Origin of the sequence: Klebsiella sp. 141153 (assembly GCF_032601995.1) — a bacterium.
Lineage (GTDB): Bacteria > Pseudomonadota > Gammaproteobacteria > Enterobacterales > Enterobacteriaceae > Klebsiella > Klebsiella aerogenes.
Genome location: NZ_JAQIRJ010000004.1, coordinates 138,953 through 158,153, shown reverse-complemented (window position 1 = coordinate 158,153; position 19,201 = coordinate 138,953). Strand labels below are relative to the sequence as shown.

The 19,201-nt window shown below is 54.0% G+C and carries 14 protein-coding genes, 1 tRNA gene and 2 pseudogenes; 8 read left to right on the top strand and 9 right to left on the bottom strand.

Features of this window, described 5'->3' with window-relative positions; translation table 11 throughout:
- Nucleotides 1-87: 87 nt before the first annotated feature.
- Complete coding sequence (gene gltS, locus PGS10_RS09290; protein ID WP_316422771.1) at nucleotides 88-1,290, bottom strand: sodium/glutamate symporter; 1,203 nt, start codon at nucleotides 1,288-1,290, stop codon at nucleotides 88-90.
- Nucleotides 1,291-1,577: 287 nt separating this feature from the next.
- On the opposite strand from gltS, the gene PGS10_RS09285 reads away from it, so the two are divergent.
- The 4 genes from PGS10_RS09285 to PGS10_RS09270 all read left to right on the top strand — a co-directional run bounded on the left by PGS10_RS09285 (nucleotide 1,578) and on the right by PGS10_RS09270 (nucleotide 7,997).
- The gene (locus PGS10_RS09285) at nucleotides 1,578-2,969 is read left to right on the top strand and encodes a nucleobase:cation symporter-2 family protein (protein WP_015369129.1); all 1,392 of its coding nucleotides are present in this window, start codon (nucleotides 1,578-1,580) and stop codon (nucleotides 2,967-2,969) included.
- Nucleotides 2,970-3,130: 161 nt separating this feature from the next.
- Nucleotides 3,131-4,828 (top strand): AsmA family protein, encoded by a 1,698-nt coding sequence (locus tag PGS10_RS09280; protein ID WP_316422769.1) that lies wholly within the window; start codon nucleotides 3,131-3,133, stop codon nucleotides 4,826-4,828.
- Between the two features lie 216 nt (nucleotides 4,829-5,044).
- The gene (locus tag PGS10_RS09275; protein WP_316422768.1) at nucleotides 5,045-6,604 is read left to right on the top strand and encodes a PTS transporter subunit EIIC; all 1,560 of its coding nucleotides are present in this window, start codon (nucleotides 5,045-5,047) and stop codon (nucleotides 6,602-6,604) included.
- A 13-nt stretch (nucleotides 6,605-6,617) separates the two neighbouring features.
- On the top strand, nucleotides 6,618-7,997 hold the full coding sequence (locus tag PGS10_RS09270) for a glycoside hydrolase (protein WP_316422767.1): 1,380 nt from the start codon (nucleotides 6,618-6,620) through the stop codon (nucleotides 7,995-7,997).
- Between the two features lie 484 nt (nucleotides 7,998-8,481).
- On the opposite strand, the pseudogene PGS10_RS09265 reads toward PGS10_RS09270, so the two are convergent.
- The 7 genes and pseudogenes from PGS10_RS09265 to PGS10_RS09235 all read right to left on the bottom strand — a co-directional run.
- Nucleotides 8,482-8,910 (bottom strand): annotated as a pseudogene (locus PGS10_RS09265) (SIS domain-containing protein); the annotation flags it as partial.
- A pseudogene (locus PGS10_RS09260) lies at nucleotides 8,905-9,765 on the bottom strand (PTS fructose transporter subunit IIC); the annotation flags it as partial. The pseudogenes PGS10_RS09260 and PGS10_RS09265, both read right to left, overlap by 6 nt.
- 23 nt (nucleotides 9,766-9,788) lie before the next feature.
- Nucleotides 9,789-10,103, bottom strand: a complete 315-nt coding sequence (locus PGS10_RS09255; RefSeq protein ID WP_015369119.1) for a PTS fructose transporter subunit IIB — start codon at nucleotides 10,101-10,103, stop codon at nucleotides 9,789-9,791.
- A gap of 21 nt (nucleotides 10,104-10,124) precedes the next feature.
- Nucleotides 10,125-10,595, bottom strand: coding sequence for a PTS sugar transporter subunit IIA (locus PGS10_RS09250; RefSeq protein ID WP_047078206.1), 471 nt, complete (start codon nucleotides 10,593-10,595; stop codon nucleotides 10,125-10,127).
- Nucleotides 10,596-10,605: 10 nt separating this feature from the next.
- Nucleotides 10,606-12,177, bottom strand: a complete 1,572-nt coding sequence (locus PGS10_RS09245) for a BglG family transcription antiterminator (protein ID WP_047078207.1) — start codon at nucleotides 12,175-12,177, stop codon at nucleotides 10,606-10,608.
- Nucleotides 12,178-12,444: 267 nt separating this feature from the next.
- Nucleotides 12,445-14,763, bottom strand: a complete 2,319-nt coding sequence (yicI, locus tag PGS10_RS09240; protein WP_047078208.1) for an alpha-xylosidase — start codon at nucleotides 14,761-14,763, stop codon at nucleotides 12,445-12,447.
- Nucleotides 14,764-14,775: 12 nt separating this feature from the next.
- A complete protein-coding gene (locus PGS10_RS09235) occupies nucleotides 14,776-16,170 on the bottom strand; it encodes a glycoside-pentoside-hexuronide family transporter (RefSeq protein ID WP_047078209.1) in 1,395 nt (464 codons plus the stop codon).
- 292 nt (nucleotides 16,171-16,462) lie between these two features.
- On the opposite strand from PGS10_RS09235, the gene PGS10_RS09230 reads away from it, so the two are divergent.
- Nucleotides 16,463-16,557, top strand: a tRNA-Sec gene (locus tag PGS10_RS09230).
- Between the two features lie 115 nt (nucleotides 16,558-16,672).
- Nucleotides 16,673-17,239 (top strand): DUF6680 family protein, encoded by a 567-nt coding sequence (locus tag PGS10_RS09225; protein ID WP_047066666.1) that lies wholly within the window; start codon nucleotides 16,673-16,675, stop codon nucleotides 17,237-17,239.
- Nucleotides 17,240-17,254: 15 nt separating this feature from the next.
- Here the strand turns inward: PGS10_RS09225 and PGS10_RS09220 are convergent, their stop codons facing one another.
- The gene (locus PGS10_RS09220) at nucleotides 17,255-17,449 is read right to left on the bottom strand and encodes a hypothetical protein (protein WP_032709432.1); all 195 of its coding nucleotides are present in this window, start codon (nucleotides 17,447-17,449) and stop codon (nucleotides 17,255-17,257) included.
- A gap of 136 nt (nucleotides 17,450-17,585) precedes the next feature.
- Here PGS10_RS09220 and PGS10_RS09215 point away from each other — a divergent pair, with 136 nt between their 5' ends.
- Nucleotides 17,586-17,873 carry a SymE family type I addiction module toxin gene (locus PGS10_RS09215; protein WP_047066667.1) on the top strand — a complete coding sequence of 96 codons (288 nt, stop codon included), beginning with the start codon at nucleotides 17,586-17,588 and terminating at the stop codon, nucleotides 17,871-17,873.
- Nucleotides 17,874-18,108: 235 nt separating this feature from the next.
- The gene (locus PGS10_RS09210; protein ID WP_047078220.1) at nucleotides 18,109-19,146 is read left to right on the top strand and encodes a virulence RhuM family protein; all 1,038 of its coding nucleotides are present in this window, start codon (nucleotides 18,109-18,111) and stop codon (nucleotides 19,144-19,146) included.
- Nucleotides 19,147-19,201 lie beyond the last annotated feature (55 nt).

Below are 19,201 nucleotides of genomic sequence, written 5' to 3'. Positions count from 1 at the left end.
CGTAAACGCCTTAGCCGGGCTACAAAATCCCAAACAGCACGATCTTGTAGCCCGGACAGGTGCGCAGCACCGCCTCCGGGTTTTTTATCAGCCAAATATCGGCAGCAACAGGTACAGCTTAATCACCAGCGCGTTGACGATGTCGATAAAGAACGCCCCCACCATCGGCACCACCAGGAAAGCCATATGCGACGGGCCAAAACGGTCGGTAATCGCCTGCATATTGGCAATCGCCGTCGGCGTCGCGCCAAGCCCGAACCCGCAATGACCGGCTGCCAGCACGGCGGCATCATAGTTCTTGCCCATCATCCGGTAAGTCACAAACACCGCATACAGCGCCATCGCCACCGCCTGCACCGCCAGAATAATAATCATCGGCAGCGCCAGCGACGCCAGTTCCCACAGCTTGAGGCTCATCAGCGCCATCGCGAGGAACAGCGACAGGCTGACGTTGCCCAGTACCGATACCGCGCGGTCAAACACGCGATACAGCCCAGCCAGCGCCAGGCCGTTGCTGAGGATCACGCCGATAAACAGCACGCAGACGAAGGTCGGCAATTCAAACACGGTGCCTGCCAGCAGTTGCGCAACCACCTTCCCTACCGTCAGGCAGATAGCGATTAACGCAATACTTTCAATCAGCACCAGCGAGGTGATCATGCGGCCCATATCCGGCTTCTCAAACGCCGTCGGCGCCAGCTGGTCGTCCGGCGTACCGTCCGGCGAGGAAGAGTGCTTCACCAGATAACGCGCCACCGGCCCGCCGATCAGGCCGCCGAGCACCAGGCCGAAGGTTGCGCAAGCCATGGCGACCTCGGTGGCGTTGGCAAATCCGTAACGCTCAACGAACAATTTACTCCACGCCGCCCCGGTGCCGTGACCGCCGGAAAGCGTAATAGAACCGGCCAGCAGGCCCATCAGCGGATCCAGCCCCAGCAGCTTCGCCATGCCGATACCGAGCGCGTTCTGCAGCAGCAGCAGGCCTACCACCACAATCAGGAAAGTGCCAAGCACTTTGCCGCCCGCCCGTAGGCTGGCAAGGTTAGCGTTAAGGCCGATAGTGGCGAAGAATGCCAGCATCAGCGGGTCCTTCAGGCTCATATCGAAATCAATTTCGATATTCATGCTTTTTTTCAAAACCAGCAGCGCCAGCGCCACCAGCAGGCCGCCGGCGACGGGTTCAGGAATGGTATATTTTTTGAGGAATGGGACGTTCTGAACGAGCTTTCGCCCTAAAAGCAACACCATGGTTGCGGCAACGAGCGTCGATAAGGTATCGAGATGCAACATAAAAAAGAGCTCCTTATGGGCGCATGATTCATTCACACGCGACGGTATTCCTGGTGTCGATTACTTCTCATCTTGAGGAGTCGGAGAGCGATTTTAAGCAGAAGTGCGCAAAAAATGACAGAAAAAGATATTTTGTATTAGCGTTGATGCGATCAAGCATACAAAATGTTAATTAATTTGTTACATCTATTCAGTGAGGATATTTTTCGCGCCAAATCGTGGCAAACGTTTGCTTTTGGTCTACAGTCCGATAAAATTCCCGCTTTGCCACCTTGGGATTGTTTGTGATGTCCGTTACGACCGCAGAGTCAGAAAATGCGCAACCGGTTGCGCATAAACCAGCCAGCGAATTAATCTATCGCCTCGAAGACCGTCCGCCGCTTCCGCAAACGCTGTTTGCCGCATTCCAGCACCTGCTGGCGATGTTTGTCGCGGTCATCACCCCGGCGCTGCTTATCTGTCAGGCGCTCGGCCTTCCGGCCGAAGATACGCAACACATCATCAGCATGTCGCTGTTCGCCTCCGGCGTGGCATCCATTATCCAGATTAAAGCCTGGGGACCAGTAGGCTCCGGCCTGCTCTCCATCCAGGGCACCAGCTTCAACTTCGTCGCCCCGCTGATTATGGGCGGCACCGCGCTGAAAACCGGCGGCGCCGACGTGCCGACGATGATGGCCGCGCTGTTCGGCACCCTGATGCTGGCGAGCTGCACCGAAATGGTCCTCTCGCGGGTTCTGCATCTGGCGCGCCGCATTATTACGCCGCTGGTCTCCGGCGTGGTGGTGATGATTATCGGCCTGTCGCTGATTCAGGTTGGCCTGACTTCTATCGGCGGCGGCTATGCGGCGATGGCCGACCACACCTTCGGCGCGCCGAAAAACCTGCTGCTGGCGGGCATCGTGCTGGCGCTGATCATTATCCTCAACCGCCAGCGCAACCCGTACCTGCGCATCGCCTCGCTGGTCATCGCGATGGCTGCCGGTTATCTGGCGGCGTGGTTCCTCGATATGCTGCCGGCTAACACCGCGCCTACCAACAGCAGCCTGATCACTATCCCTACGCCGCTCTATTACGGCCTGGGCATCGACTGGAGCCTGCTGCTGCCGCTGATGCTGGTCTTTATGATCACCTCGCTGGAAACGATCGGCGATATCACCGCCACCTCCGACGTCTCTGAACAACCGGTCTCCGGCCCGCTGTATATGAAACGCCTGAAAGGCGGCGTACTGGCGAACGGCCTGAACTCATTTGTTTCCGCCGTTTTCAATACCTTCCCGAACTCCTGCTTCGGCCAGAACAACGGCGTGATCCAGCTGACCGGCGTCGCCAGCCGCTATGTGGGCTTTGTGGTGGCGCTGATGCTGATTGTGCTCGGCCTGTTCCCGGCGGTAAGCGGCTTTGTACAGCATATTCCTGAGCCGGTACTTGGCGGCGCGACGCTGGTGATGTTCGGTACCATTGCCGCATCCGGCGTGCGCATCGTCTCCCGCGAGCCGCTGAATCGCCGCGCCATTCTGATTATCGCCCTCTCTCTGGCGGTGGGTCTCGGCGTATCGCAGCAGCCGCTGATCCTGCAGTTCGCGCCGGACTGGCTGAAAAACCTGCTCTCCTCCGGTATTGCCGCTGGCGGTATCACGGCGATTGTTCTGAATTTAATCTTCCCACCTGAGAAGAACTAACGCATTGAAGTTGCGCTCCCCGGTATCGCCACGGCGACCAGGGAGCGCGGCGGCTGTAACATCTCTTCACCTCACTTCATCTCATTTCACTATTCCTGCCTTGAGGATTGCGCATAAATCGTGCATAACACGGTGATGTGTACTTATCAGGATGGAAGATCATGAAATTTCTTGGAAAGCTGATTCTCTGGCTGCTGATCGCCCTGCTGGTCGTTATCGTCGCCGCTTACTTTGCGCTGCAAACCCGCTGGGGGGCGCGCCAGGCGAGCAGTTGGTTAAGCGAAAGCACCGGCTGGAAAATCGCCTTCGATAAGATGGCGCATGACTTCTCTTCCCCACTGCATCTGCAGTTGCAAAATGTCACCTTTGGCCGCGACGGCAAGCCGCCGACGCTGGTCGCCAGAACGGTGGATATCGGTTTTAGCACCCGCCAGTTCAGCGACCCGCTGCACGCCGATGAAATCGTCCTCAGCGACGGCACGCTGAATCTCTCTCCGGCTTCCGCCTCGATGCCGTTTGCCGCCGACCGCCTGCAGCTACGCGATATGGCCTTTAACAGCCCGGACAGCGAGTGGAACCTGAGCGCGCAGCGGGTGACCGGCGGCGTGATGCCGTGGCAGCCGGAAGCGGGCGACGTGCTGGGCAGAAAAGCGCAAATTCAGATGAGCGCGGGCTCGATGAATATTAACGGCGTCGAAGCCAGCAACGTCCTGATCCAGGGGGCAATTGATAACGGCGAGGTGACTCTGAACACCCTTGGCGCCGATATCGCGCACGGCACGCTGACCGGCAACGCCAAACGCCGCGCTGACGGTAGCTGGCTGGTTGATAACCTGCGCCTGAATGAAATTCGTCTGCAGAGCACCAAACCGCTGAATGAGTTCCTTGCGCCGCTCACCTCGGTGCCGTCGCTGCAGATTGGCCGGCTGGATGTGACCGATGCTCGTTTGCAGGGGCCAGGCTGGGCGGTGACCGACCTCGACCTCAACTTGCGCAATCTGACCTTGAGCCATAACGGCTGGCAGAGCGACGACGGGACGCTATCGATGAACGCCAGCGAGTTTATCTACGGTTCGCTGAACTTCCTCGATCCCATCGTTAATGCCGAATTCTCGCCGCAGGGCATTGCGCTACGCCAGTTCAGCTCCCGCTGGGAGGGAGGCATGGTGCGTACCTCCGGAAACTGGCTGCGTGCCGGTAATGCGCTGCTGCTCGACGATGCCGTCTTCGCCGGGCTGGAATACACGCTGCCGTCCAACTGGAAACAGCTGTGGATGGAGCCAATGCCGGGCTGGCTGCAAAGCCTGACGCTGAAGAAGTTCAGCGCCAGCCGAAATCTGATTATCGATATCGACCCGGCCTTCCCGTGGCAGATCACCGCGCTGGACGGTTACGGCGGCGAATTACAGCTGGTGAAAGATGGCCAGTGGGGCGTGTGGAACGGCAGCGCCACCCTCAATGCCGCCGCCGCGACCTTCAACCGCATCGACGTGCGCCGCCCGTCGCTGAAGCTGAGTGCGAACGCTTCTACGGTCAACATCAGCGAGCTGAGCGCCTTTACCGAGCGCGGTATTCTGCAGGCGACCGCCGCGGTGTCACAATTGCCGCAGCGCCAGGTTAATCTGAGCTTGAACGGCCGCGGCGTGCCGCTGAATATTCTGCAGGCCTGGGGCTGGCCTGCGCTGCCGATTAGCGGCGACGGCAACTTCCAGCTAACCGCGAACGGTAGCGTGCAGGCCAATGCGCCGCTGAAACCGAGCGTCAACGGCCAGCTCAGCGCCGCCAATATGGATAAGCAGCAGGCGGCGCAGGTGATGCGCAACGGCGAGGTTAGCAACGCGCCCGCCGCGCCGCAGTAAAGTCATCCTCACCCTGCCCTCTCCCCGCAAAACTCAGCTCTGACAGCTCCCTCTCCCTTTCAGGGAGAGGGTTCTGAAACCTGTGCGCAATGAGCGGCTATTTGTACCTATTTCCCGCAACAGGTTCCTTTCAAATATCAGAATTGCTATAACCAAAATACTGGAAGTTGATAAAAATAATGATCCCCTGTACCTACAAAAATAAAAGGAACAACCATGTCTGTAATACGTCAACGTATTCTGGAGAATATGCAAAAATTCTCCAGGGCCCTGATCGGCGCAGTATTGTTCTTGCCGGTCATTGGATTAATTCTGGCTCTCAGTTCCGTCTTAACTAACCCAACTCTTATTGCTGAAACCAGTTTCCTTCATCAATTAGGGCAACTGCTTGGCGATACCTTCTGGCCATTATTCGGTAACCTCGGATTATTGTTTTGCGTGGGAATAAGTTACGGCCTGGCAAAAGATAAAAAAACGGAAGTCGCGCTTGTCTCGGTGATGTGTTTTATCATGTTTCTCGGCGCCAACCATTCATGGCTGGAACATACGCATGCGGTGGCGGAAAAAATTAACGGCGAATATTACGGCACCGGGCAAACGCAGCTATTAGGCTTTGTGGTCGTCGATATGGGGGTATTCCTCGGAATCATCCTTGGCTGCACCATTGCCTGGGTACATAATAAAGTCTCCAATATTGAGCTGCCCGGCGCGCTATCGATGTATGGCGGGGCGAAGCTGACGCTGGTCGCGATGACGCCGGTCATTATCTGCTACGCCATTGCTTTTACCTGGATTTGGCCGTTTATGACCCACGGTATTAGCGCGCTGACCGGGTTTATGAAGAACGCCGGCGTCGCGGGAGTGTTTGTCTACGGCTTCTTTGAAAAATTCCTTATTCCCACCGGCTTGCACCATTTCGTGTGGTCGCCTTTCCAGCTCACGCAAATCGGCGGCACGCTGAATGTCGATGGCCAGGTGGTCTCCGGCACCCAGGCGATTTTCCTCGCCTATATGCGCCATCCAGACCTGACCCCGGTGATGAACGACGCGTTGCGTTTCTCGCAACAGGGGATGACCACCATCTTTGGCCTGGCGGGCGCATCGCTGGCGTTTTATCACACCGCGAAGCCGGAGAAGAAAGCGATGGCGAAGGCGATTCTGCTGCCGGCGATTATCACCTCGATGCTAACCGGCATCACCGAACCCATTGAGTTCACCTTCTTATTTGTCTCGCCGCTGCTGTGGGTGATCCATGCGACCTTAACCGCCGCTTCACAGGCAATTTGCGACATCTTCACCGTGCGACCGTGGGGCGCCTCCGGCCTGATTGAATTTCTGATCTACAACCTGCCGCTGCCGGTGTCGTTAACCCGCTGGCCTGGGTACGTGCTGATCGGTATTGGTCAATTTATCGTTTATTACGCGATATTCCGCACGCTGGTCATGAAGTTAAATCTGAAAACGCCGGGCCGCGAGGATGACGATAACGTCAAGTTATACAGTAAGGCGGACTACCGTAAAAAAGTCAGCGGCCCGCAGTCGATGACAGATGAAATTATTAATGGTTTAGGCGGTAAAGCCAATATTATCTCCGTTGATAACTGTTTCACGCGCCTGCGGGTGGCCGTCCATAATATGGCATTAGTTGATGATGAAATATTAAAAAGCACCGGCGCAAATGGCGTAGTACGCAATCGTAATGAAGTTCAGGTTATTTATGGCGTCAAAGTCGGGCAAGTCCGTTCCCGGGTTGATAGCTGGCTAGCAGAAAATTAATTGGGAGTAATATATGAAATTAACCGTATTAGGCGGGGGCGGCGTACGCTCTGCATTTCTGGCGAAGTCGCTGGCTTATAACGCGCACCGCATTGGTTTAACGGAAGTGGTATTTCAGGATAGCTCAGCGGAGAATTTATCGCTATTTGGTGAAATCGCCCGCTATGTATTTAATACCATTCGCCCGGATATTCATTTTACTACCACCAGCGATCCGATTGCCGCGCTGCAGGGTACCCATTACGTGATTACCACGCTGCGCGTCGGCGGCGATGAGAGCCGCATCCGCGACGAGCGGATTGCGCTGGAGCATAACACGCTGGGCCAGGAGACCACCGGCGCGGGCGGTTTTGCCATGGCGATGCGCTCGATCCCGGCGATCCTGCGCTACTGTCAGTTGATCGAGGAACACGCCGACAAAGACGCGATCCTGTTTAACTTTACCAATCCGTCCGGGCTGGTTACCGAGGCGATTATCAAATCCGGTTTCAAACGCCGGGTGTACGGGATTTGCGATGCGCCGTCGGAGCTCATCCGCGAGCTGCCGGAGATCCTCAGCTGCGACCCGCACGACCTGAGCGTGGAATGCTACGGCTTAAACCACTTTTCCTGGTTTACGCATTTCACCGTGCGCGGGGAAGATGTTACCGCCCAGTTGGTCGCCAACCCGGATTTGTATCGCAAAACGGCGATGCAGTACTTCTCGCCGGAGCTGGTCAAACTGTGCGATAACCAGTTGCTCAACGAGTATCTCTATTACTACTACTATCGCGAAGTGGCGCTACGAGCGATTCAACAGGCGCCGGAGACCCGCGGCGAGCAGATTGCCCGTATCAACCACGATATGCGTCAGGAGCTAAGCGGCGTGGATGTTAAAGCGGATCCGCAGGCGGCCTTTACCATCTGGATGAAGCACTACCTGCGCCGCGAAAACAGCTATATGCAGAACGAGTCGCAGCAGGAAAAATTCCATACCCGCGAGCCGTTAACGTTGCGGCAGTTTATCGAAGAGCCGGATACCGGCGGCTACGCCGGGGTGGCGCTGGATATTCTGGAGGCGGTCAACAGCACCACCACCAAACGCATTGTGGTGTCGATACAGAATAACGACACGCTCGATTTTTTACGCCCCGACGATGTAATTGAAATCAGCTGCGATCTGAGCAAAGAGGGTCTTAAGCCAGTGACGCCGATTAAGGTACCGACGGCGCAGAAAAATATGATTGCCAGCGTGAAGGAGTATGAACGGCTGGCGGTGGCGGCAATTCTGCAGCAGGACAAATCGCTGGCGGTAAGGGCGTTAATGGCTCATCCGCTGGTCGGTTCATATTCGCTGGCGAAGAGGCTGGTTGCGGCCTATCTCGACGATGAACAGTTCGCCGGGTGGCGGTAACGAGTTCACGCTCGATTGAGTAGATACTGTTATCGATTTGCAACTTTTTCGCTTGAGAAAACGTTTATCGCATGTCGCTTCAGAGGACATTGCGCTCCCGGTTGATTTTTATGCAATATGTTTTCCGTGGCGCAGTGAGCGCACAGGGGGCGGCCAGTCGCCGCCGCCCCCTGTACCCCCGGGCTTTGGCCGCCAAAATCGCCGCTACGCGGTCCCCTCGACTTATCCCTGCAGGCTTCGGGTCGGGCCGAGGCTGCGTCCCTGCAAATCACGGCCCTCAGCCCGCATCCATGCGGGCTGCCCCGGCCTTCCGGGAACGTCTCAGCGATTTTGAGGCCATCAGCACTGGCAGTTTCAGCCAGCGTGGTGAAGACATTAAAGGCAGGTCGCACGGACTGTAGGCCGGGTAAGGCGTAGCCGCCACCCGGCGCAAAAGCGGCTCCTTATCCGCGGATATTGCCCGGCGGCGCTACGCTTAGCGGGGCTACCTATTGCTACGTACGCTGGTAAACCACATTTTTAACAACCGCTCAAAGCCCAATATGCAGTAGCCAAAAAACGGGTTGCTCCAGTAAATATCATCGTCGAACTTCTGCGGGTCGTGAATAATAAACGCCGTATTCGCGGCCTGCGCCAGCGGGCTTTGATAATCGCCGGTAAAGCAAACCAGGTTTATCTCCTTACCTTCCAGCGCCTTAACCCAATTTAACGCCGAACTGCTGCGTCCGGATTTCGAAATGATCCAGATAGAATCAAAACGGGCAGCGTTTTTTTGCTCAAGGATTTCGTAATCGGGCCACAGCGCCAGGCTGGCGTTCACGCCGGTAACGAGAAACTTATTATAAATATACTGGGCAATCAGCTGCGAAAAGCCGCTGCCGTGGATCAAAATACGCTGCTGCTCAAGGCCTGCCACCGCTGAAGCCACGACGCAGGATCCCACCACCCGCAGCAGATCGCGGGCCGCGATAGGGATCACCCCTTCGGTGATCATGCAAATACCCATCGGGAAGGCGGCCTTTAACGCTTCACTTTCGGCACGGGTATATTTATGGCGGGTCAGAAGGAAGGACAACGTAATACCGAACGGCGGGATCATGGAGCCGACAAACTTGACCGCCTCCGGCCCATAGACCCCGCTCACCAGCAAGCCATCGGCGAATAACGACATGGTTTTATTCACCGGCCCGCCAAAATCAAAGGTGGCCATCGCGCCAAGAATGGCCCCCAACAGGAATCGTGAACCGCCCTGCATCGACTCCAACAGATGAATCAAGGCCTCCTGCAGCCAGGCAATCGGCTTGCCTATCAGGGTCATCATCAACAGACCGCTGATAATGGTGCTTAATACCGGCAACACCATAATGGGCATCAGCCCTTGCATCGATTTTGGCAATCGAACGTAATGCTTTAACAGCAGCACCGTATAACCTACCAGGAAACCGCCCAGCATCCCGCCGATGAAACCGGTGTGGATTTGCCCGCAGACAAACCCAACTATCAGACCTGGGGCAAAACCGGGTCTGTCGGCGATTGAATATGCAATCGCCGCGCAGATGAGCGGGACGATGAGCCCCATCCCCCAACCGCCGATTTGATTCAACATCCACGGAATGGTGCCGACTTTCTCGGCGACATTGGTACCGCCCAGGACCTGACCGAGGGCAATGCAGATCCCGGCGGCAACAATCAGCGGTATCATCCATGAAATACCCGTTAATAAATGCTTTTTAATTTCCTGCGAAACAGGTGGTTTATTCTCACTCATGGTAGATCCCTCCAGAATAAGGATCAGGCATTAGCTAAGGATTTCTCGACCTTTTCGATAAACTGAATCGGTGATTTAATAACGACCTCCGTTTTCACGCGGACAATTCGTTTGTTTTTAAAACGCTCTTCGCCTTTAATTTTCACATCAACGGCAAGAATAACGACATCGGCGGCAGCGATATCTTCAGTTGTCAGTTCATTCTCAGTACCTATTGTTCCCTGAGTTTCAACTTTGACATTGTGGCCCAGCGCTTTCGCGCCTTTCATTAACTTCTCACGTGCGATATAAGTATGAGCAATACCCGCCGTACAGGCGGCAACACAGACAATATTCATCTCAGACTCCAATAGTTATTGTTAGTAAACATCCGATTCAGCATATTGACTAAAGAGATCAATAATCTTCTGCGGACTGGTTTCTTCGAGCAATTGCGCAATAATGTCATCATCGGCCAACGCTCCAGCGACCTGGGAGAGTAAGCGGATATGGGTGGTATTTTGGTCTTCCAGACGGACGGCAAATAAAATAATGCAACGAACCTGGCTTCCATCGAGCGTTTCCCAGGCAATATCCTGGCGAGTACGACCAATGGCGAGCGTAGTATTCAGCACCGCGGATGATTTCCCATGAGGAATAGCGATGTGATTTTCAAATCCGGTCGAACCTTCCGATTCACGCTGCCAAACGTCGTTAATAAACGTTTCGCGACAGCTTATGGCCCCATCTTTCTGCAGCAGATCGGTTAATTCTTCAATAACTTCACTTTTAGTCGTGGCCTTCATATCCAGCAATACACGCTTAGTATTTAAAATCCGGCTGATGTCCATATTATTTACCTCATGGATATAAAATTTCATTGCTGGCAGTTGATGTTGCAGCATGGTGTAATTTCTCGGTGATAACTTTTTCTGTCACCCGCTTAATATCGGCATCGTTAAAAAAAGCCGTGACATAGACTACCGGTAACGCAATCTCCGGCAGATGAATGGTTGAAATGACCAGTTCAATATCATCCTGTCGCTGTAGCGTATGTAGACTACCCGCAGGCAGTACGCCGACGATGGTCCAGTCAGGAAAGGCCCTGAGGACCCGGCTTTTCAACAGATGCGAAGTACCAATCCCGGTCGAACACACCAACAGAACTCGCTTTCTGGCCACCTGCCTCTCCATCGCGGCCTGGAAATGCACGGTTAAATAACCCACTTCATCTTCCGAAACCGCGTTCTCGCCCCAGGCGGCAAATACCTGATTCACCACCCGCAGAGTTAATGGCCACACCTCTGTTAATTCACCCTTGATATCTTCCAGCAGCGGATTACGGATATAGATACGATAATTCAGCCGGTTAAGCAGCGGCTTAATATGAATGAGCAGCCCTTCATATAACGCGGTGTCATGCGTAAGATCGATATCAACCACCGAGGAAAACAGGGCGATCAGCCGGGAGGTGATTTGCCGGGCCTCATCGCTGGAATGTATATTGCGCAGCATGCTGACATCATCACGTTCTTCCACCAGCATGCCGGACGAAATAATGTATTGATAAATAAACCAGCTTTCGTCCTCTGGTAAAGGATGGGCAATGCGGGCCTCAATTTTTTGCAGCATATTCTGCGCGATACGAAAGATGGACTCATCAAATAACGGATGTCCCTGTTCCCGGCGCGGTAAGGCATTGCCGCGGGTTATGCGATACATCATAATCAGGATATGGGTGAAGATATTGACGTAATATGGCTCGCCTAGCGACCAACTTAATTTTCGTTCCATATCCTGAAGAAGCGACTGCACAAAGATGACATCTTCTTCACCAAAATAATGCACCAGGGCCTTATAGCTACCACTATCCAGACGGGAGTGAATAATATTTCCTGGTTCATTATGGTTAATAACACCATTAATTAATAAGGCCATAGCCTGGCGAACATGTGATTCACTCCCCTCAATATGAGTGCCGCTCTGGCTACGAATAAGCATCAGACCCAGTGGCCTAATCCATGATTCGATCACTTTTAAATCATTTACAATCGAGGCGCTGCTAATAAAATAACGTTCAGACAATTTACTGATCGATGTTTCGCGCGGCGTTTCACTTAATAACTGAGAAGCAATTTTCACACGCCGGGAATTATTCATCATGGCATCTGTATCATCACTTTCGCTACTGAGTAACTGGTCTAATTGCAACAGATCGGCGACGTTATCAGCCAATAGCATGACGCCCGCGCCGGCACGTTTATCAATACTGATTTTCCAGTCAGAGAGCCATTGTTCAAGAAAACGTAAGTCACGCTGAACTGTTTTTTCTGAAACATTTAAGTATTCAGCCATTTTTAATAACGTAACGTATTCTCGTTTAGGCAGGAGAAATTTTAATAATCTGTTCTGTCGCGAGGTAACCATTTGCATTATTTACCCTTATTGCATAGCAGATTAATGCCAATAAGATATCGCTATACGACGCGATCTCTATGAAAATCATTGAGGATAAATATAGGGAGACGGGGGGTAAACAACAATACTAAATCGTGTCCGGATATCCGGACAGAAATAAGACAAGACAGAGAAATGACCGATATTTATAAGTCAGATCACATTTCAGTCATTAATATACGTGATAACGATCTCAAATTCGCAGAAAGAATAACTCCCGCGATATGCTGCGGGAGTTGTTATTTATAGCGTAATCGTCAGCGCATTGCCCTGGGCGCTCACCACCACGCCCAGTTCGCTGCCCGCCTGCGTCCCACCCTGCACGCCCGCTATCTGCGGGATATTGCGCAGACACAGCGTCCAGCCGCGGGCTTCGCCTTCGCCGCTCACGGTAATGGTGTTGCCCTGGCGCTTCGCCTTCAGAGTGAAGATCGCGGAACCGTCGGCCGCCGGAACCTGACAGACCGTTTCATTGCCATCGCCAAGCTGGAACAGCTGGAAGGCGGTGCCTTCATGCCAGGCATAATCGGGTTTCTGGTCGTTGTTGCCCAGCGCCAGCAGGGTGTTGTCACGAACGTAGACCGGCAGGCTCAGCACATCGTGACGCTGCTTATGCCAGCGGCTACCCTGCGCTTCATCGTTATGCCACAGATGCGTCCAGCGCCCTTCCGGCAGATAAAATTGCACCTCGCCCGCTTCGGAGAACACCGGCGCCACCAGGACCGAATCGCCGAGCATGTACTGGCGGTCGAGATAGTCGCAGGCGGGATCGTCGGGGAACTCGAGCATCATCGAGCGCAACATCGGAGTGCCGAACTCGTTGGCCAGCGCCGCCTGGCGATAGAGATACGGCATCATGCGGCATTTCAACTGCGTGAAGTGGCGCACCACGTCACAGGACTCTTCGTCGTAGGCCCACGGCACACGATAGGATTTGCTGCCGTGCAGGCGGCTGTGGCTGGAGAGCAGGCCAAAGGCGCACCAGCGCTTATAAACGTGGGCTGGCGCGGTGTTTTCGAAACCGCCGATATCGTGACTCCAGAAGCCGAAGCCGGACATGCCGATCGACAGCCCGCCGCGCAGGCTTTCCGCCATTGATTCGTAGTTGGCGTAGCAGTCGCCGCCCCAGTGCACCGGGAACTGCTGTGCCCCCACCGAGGCGGAGCGGGCGAACAGCACCGCCTCCTGCTCGCCGACGGTCTCTTTCAGCACCTTCCACACCAGCTCGTTATAGATGAATGCGTAGTGGTTGTGCATTTTCTGTGGGTCGGAACCGTCAAACCACTGCACGTCGGTCGGGATACGCTCGCCGAAGTCGGTCTTAAAGCAGTCGACCCCCATCGCCACCAGGCCTTTTAACTTGTCGGCGTACCACTGGCAGGCTTCCGGGTTGGTGAAGTCATAAATCGCCAGCCCCGGCTGCCACTTATCCCACTGCCACAGCGAACCGTCCGGGCGCTTCAGCAGGTAGCCTTTCTCTTTGAGCTCCTTGAACACCGGCGAGCGCTGGCCGATGTAAGGGTTGATCCACACGCAGACCTTCAGCCCTTTCGCCTTCAGACGCTTGATCATCCCCTCCGGGTCCGGGAAAGTTAGCGGATCCCATTCAAAATCGCACCACTGGAAGGCCTTCATCCAGAAGCAGTCGAAGTGGAAGACGTGCAGCGGCAGATGGCGCTCGGCCATACCGTCGATAAAGCTATTTACAGTCGCTTCGTCATAGTTGGTGGTGAACGAGGTCGTCAGCCACAGACCGAACGACCATGCCGGCGGCAGCGCCGGGCGGCCGGTGAACTGGGTATAGCGGTTAAGCACCGCTTTCGGCGTCGGGCCGTCGATCACGAAGTACTCGAGGTGTTCGCCTTCAACGCTGAACTGGACTTTAGAGACTTTCTCCGAGCCCACCTCGAAAGAGACGCGCTGCGGGTGATTCACCAGCACGCCATAGCCACGGTTGGTCAGGTAGAACGGGATGTTCTTGTAGGATTGCTCGGTGCTGGTGCCGCCGTCTTCGTTCCAGGTTTCTACCGTCTGGCCGTTGCGCACCAGCGCGGTAAAGCGCTCGCCGAGGCCGTAGACGGTTTCGCCGACGCCGAGGTCGAGGCGCTCAAACATGTAGTTGCGCTGGGTCTTACTATCCTGCACGTAGCCATTGTTTTTCAGTTGGCTACCGGTGATACGCACGCCGTCGCGCAGAAAATCCAGCGCCCAGAATTCACCTTTAGTCACCCGCACGCTGAGGCTGCCGCTTTTCAGCTCGGCGAAGTCGGCCGTATTTTCTATTTCGACATGGACGTCTTTCTGCACGTTCAGCGGATAGTGCGGACCGTTATCCAGCGCGCCCTGGAAGTGCTCCATGCGCACGCCGATTATCCCTTCCTGAGGCGAGAAAAAGCGCAGGGTGAACAATGGCGTATCCAGCTGCCAGGCGCGTTCGCGGACATCGCGCGGCGCGGCATAAACCACCATTTCATTCCCCTGCTGCTCCACCTCGTAAACCTGTACGGGTTGGATCAGGTTGAGCCCTGGTTGAATGAGCCAGTTTCCATCACTGATTTTCATTAAAACGTCCTCTTAGTTTTGCCATTCTTTGTCGATCGGGGCTGCCGTGAATTCTTGTTCGTTGCGACGCGCGCCCTGGGCCAGCTCGGCCATCATTTTTTTCAGGAACGGCGTTTTTAGCGTGTAGTAGCGTTTGGCGATTACCGCGCTCAGCAGGTAGCACACCGCCGGAACGAGGGTGAACAAGGCGATAATGATGGTGAGGGTGGCGCTGTTCTGGGTTTTAGCGGCGGCGTCATAGCCGCCGCCGGCCAGCATCCAGCCGATTAGCGCGCCGCCCAGCGCCAGCCCCAACTTGAGCACAAACAGGGTGCCGGCGAAGCTGATGCCGGTCAGGCGTTTGCCGTTGCACCATTCGCCGTAGTCGACGGTGTCGGACATCATCACCCACTGGATTGGCGTCACCAGCTGGTGCAGTACGCCAATGATGAAGATAAAGACGAACATGGTGATTTCGGCGTCCATCGGTACGAAGAACATCGCCACGCTCAGCACCGCCAGGAGGGCGTTGGTCCACCAGAAGACGCTGACTTTGCATTTCCAGTCGGTCAGCGGCTTCGCCAGCGCCGAGCCAATCAGGTTGCCGACGCAGTAGGTGGTGAGGAAGACGGTGAACAGCGCCGCCGAGCCCATGATCCAGGTGGTGTAGTACATCATCGCGCCGCCGCGAACGCAGACCGCGAGGATATTGAGGATGGTGAGTACGCCGACCACCCGCCACTGGTCATTGCGCCAGATATCGCGCAGGTCTTCACGCATCGAGGTACTGCTCGGCGGCGCTTCGACACGCTCTTTGGTGGTGAAAAAACAGAAGGCCAGCATCAGGAAGGCGACCACCGAGAGCACCGCAATGCCGCCCTGGAATCCCAGAGCTTTATTTTCGCCGCCGATAAAGTTGACCAGCGGCATCATCAGCACGGTGGAGAGCATGCCCCCCGCCGTCGCCAGCACGAAGCGCCAGGACTGCAGCGAGATGCGCTGCGTCGGGTTATCGGTGATCACGCCGCCGAGCGCGCAGTAGGGGATATTCACCACGGTGTAGAGCAGGGTCAGCAGCGTGTAGGTCACGGCGGCGTAGATCAGCTTGCCGTTGTGGCTTAAATCCGGCGAACTGTAGGCCAGCACGCAGACGAGACCGAACGGGATAGCGCCGAAGAGGATCCACGGGCGGAACTTACCCCAACGGCTGCGGGTACGGTCGGCAAGCAGGCCCATGCACGGGTCGGAAATCGCATCCAGCGCCCGCGCCAGCAGGAACATGGTACCGACAAATCCGGCGGGGATACCGAAAATATCGGTGTAGAAAAACATCATGTATAACATGACGTTATCAAAAATGATGTGGCTGGCGGCGTCACCCATACCGTAGCCGATTTTCTCTTTGACGGACAGAATATGATCTTTCATTTGCGCACTATTCCCTTAGCGGCACCGCGGATTGGTACCGGTTACGGTTTTTTTAAACCTTTGGCGCAGTAAGATGAATTGCGATATCTCGTTATCAAATTACGTTTCTTGTTTTCTGTGATCGCGGTAGCCCGAAAGAGTGTGAAAAAGTGTAACCCATGGATTTTGAACGGATTTGTCTCAGACTGTTCTGCAAAGTCCAGTTTTAACAGTAAAAAAGTGCGTTTAGGTATGTGGTAAATGCCTGAAAGTAGCTATAATGCGCCCCGCCTCCATGTAGCAATCGAGGCGCGGAAGATCGTCATCTCCGGTGAGGTGGCTGGACTTCAAATCCAGTTGGGGCCGCCAGCGGTCCCGGGCAGGTTCAACTCCTGTGATCTTCCGCCAAAATTCCTCATCCTCTATCGGCCATTCGACATATATTAAATATTCTGCTGTTAGCCTACCCTATTGAATCCTTCGTTAATCTAACTTTATATCTTATAAAAATATGGATTCTAAAATGAGTTTAGTGCTATCGATCACAACGGTGATAGTGACTTTAATCAGCCCAGTAATTGCCGTTCAAGTCCAGAAATTTATTGAAAGATACACTGATAAAAAGACACTTAAAATAGATATTTTTAAACAATTGATGGCCACCAGATCGCAGAACGCTAGGTTATCAAATGAACATGTCAGAGCGCTCAATATGATCGACATTGCTTTTTATGGTCGGGTGAGAAAAGGACAAGCTAAAAGAAGTAAAACTGAAAATCAGGTCATATCTTCCTGGAAGTTGTATTTCTCACATCTAAATACAACATATCCAAACAACGATAACGCCAGCGGCATTATCTGGAATCAAAACAGCAATAATTTATTTGTAGATCTTCTTTCAGCCATTGCCAAAGATATTGGTTATGATTTTGAGCGCGTTCAGTTGCAAACCGCTATCTACTCACCGATTGCACACGGTGAAATTGAAAACGATCAATTAAAAATAAGAAAGGGCCTGGCATCAATATTCTCTGATGATGGCGCTATAAAAATGGAGATCGTTGGTATTCCTAGTCGAACAGAAAGCTAAATCGATCGTTAAAGCTTACTTATCAGCAGTCTCAATGCTTAGCCTCTCCAGCTCCTTTCTTCCCAGGGTCTTGAGCCAGTTTCCCAAACTCATCCCTGCGTCTGCTGCAGCGGCCTCAAACTGCGCTTTCAGCTCCGGCGTTATCCGCATCTGAAAAGTGGGAGCTTTGCCGCATTTTGACTGATTGGTATCACGTTTGGCTGTTGACATGTACGTACCTAAAAGAGCAATGTATAACCATCCAGGTACGTACCTAACCAGATTCCGTCCTGATCTTTAATCGTCCTCATCAGGTACTCGCAATACCTGATGAGGGCTAACCTCACCAACTATCAAGGAGTTGATTATGGCTGATTTGCATTCTACCCCAGATATCACCGTTAGCGGAACCGAGCGTCAGCTGTTGGTTGGCTATCGGCCCAATGGCCGGGATACCAGTACACCAAGTCTTACCCTTTCCGGCAAGTGGCTGCTTGAAGCGGGATTCGATACCGGGAAGGCGGTCACGGTTAAGGTGATGGATGGCTGCATTGTGTTGCTGCCGCTCAGCGATAAAGAAGAGAAATTAACAGCCGAATTACGGCATATTCAACAATCGCTGAAAAGCGTCAACGGCACGCTGCAACATACCTGATAGCGCGAGCAAGAAAAATCCCCGGGTGGCGGCTAGCGCCTTACCCGGGCTACCAGACGGCGCAGAACCGTAGCCCTGCTGAGCGCAGCGCGAGCAGGGAAAATTCCCGCGTCTTAATACCTTCACTTTCCGGATAACCGCTCGCAAATGCGCCAGATTAATCGTTCGTCTAATGAAATTTATGCCCCGCTTCTGACATACTCTACCGTTGTGAACAGGTTGACCCGGAGACCATATGGCAAAGGAAAATATAACGTCGTCCCCAGCAGGTGAGTTCATTATGTTTGCCAGCGGTGATGGGAAAGTGCGCGTTGAATGCCGTTTTGAGCAAGAAACACTATGGCTCCCTCAGGCAACAATCGCCAGCCTTTATCAAGTCACCCCACAAGCCGTTACACAGCATATTAAAGCGATCTATGAGGAAGGTGAGCTTGAGCAAAACGCAACCTGTAAGTCTTACTTACAAGTTCAACAGGAAGGTAGCCGTCAGGTAAGCCGAAACCGGCTTCACTACAGCCTGCCTGTCATACTCGCTGTTGGCTATCGCGTTCGCTCCTCTCGCGGCACGCAGTTCCGCCAGTGGGCGACCCAGACGCTCCAGGAATACCTGATCAAAGGTTTTGTGATGGACGATGAGCGGCTGAAGAATCCGCCTGTGGGTCCATCGGCTGTACCCGACTATTTCGATGAGATGCTGGAGCGTATCCGCGATATTCGCGCCAGCGAACGCCGCGTTTATTTGCGGGTGCGAGAAATTTTTGCCTTAGCGGCTGACTATCAACCGTCGTTAAAAGAAACCACGCAGTTTTTTCAAACTATCCAGAACAAGTTACATTTTGCCTGTACCGGACATACCGCCGCTGAGCTCATTCATCAACGTGCTGACGCCAGTCTGCCGCATATGGGGCTGACCAGCTATAGAGGCGAAGAGGTGCATAAGGGCGACGTGACGGTAGCAAAAAATTATCTCACTCAGGATGAAGTCAATGAGCTTAACCGCGTAGTTAACATGTGGCTGGATTTTGCCGAGGATCAGGCCCGTCGTCGTCAGCAGGTCTTTTTACGCGACTGGCAGGATAAGCTGGATCAGTTCCTGCAATTTAACGACCGCGAGGTTTTGCAAGGCGCAGGTAAAGTCAGTAAGAAAATGGCCGATGAAAAAGCGCAGGCGGAATATAGTCAGTTTGCTGAACAACAGCGGCGCTTAAAGGAAGCCGAAGGTGAAAAGGATATCGCCGGTTTGCTACAGTGGGAAACAGGGCCTAAAAAGTAGCTCAGGATGCCTGATAGCGCGAGCAAGCCTCTCGGATGGCGGCTGACGCCTTACC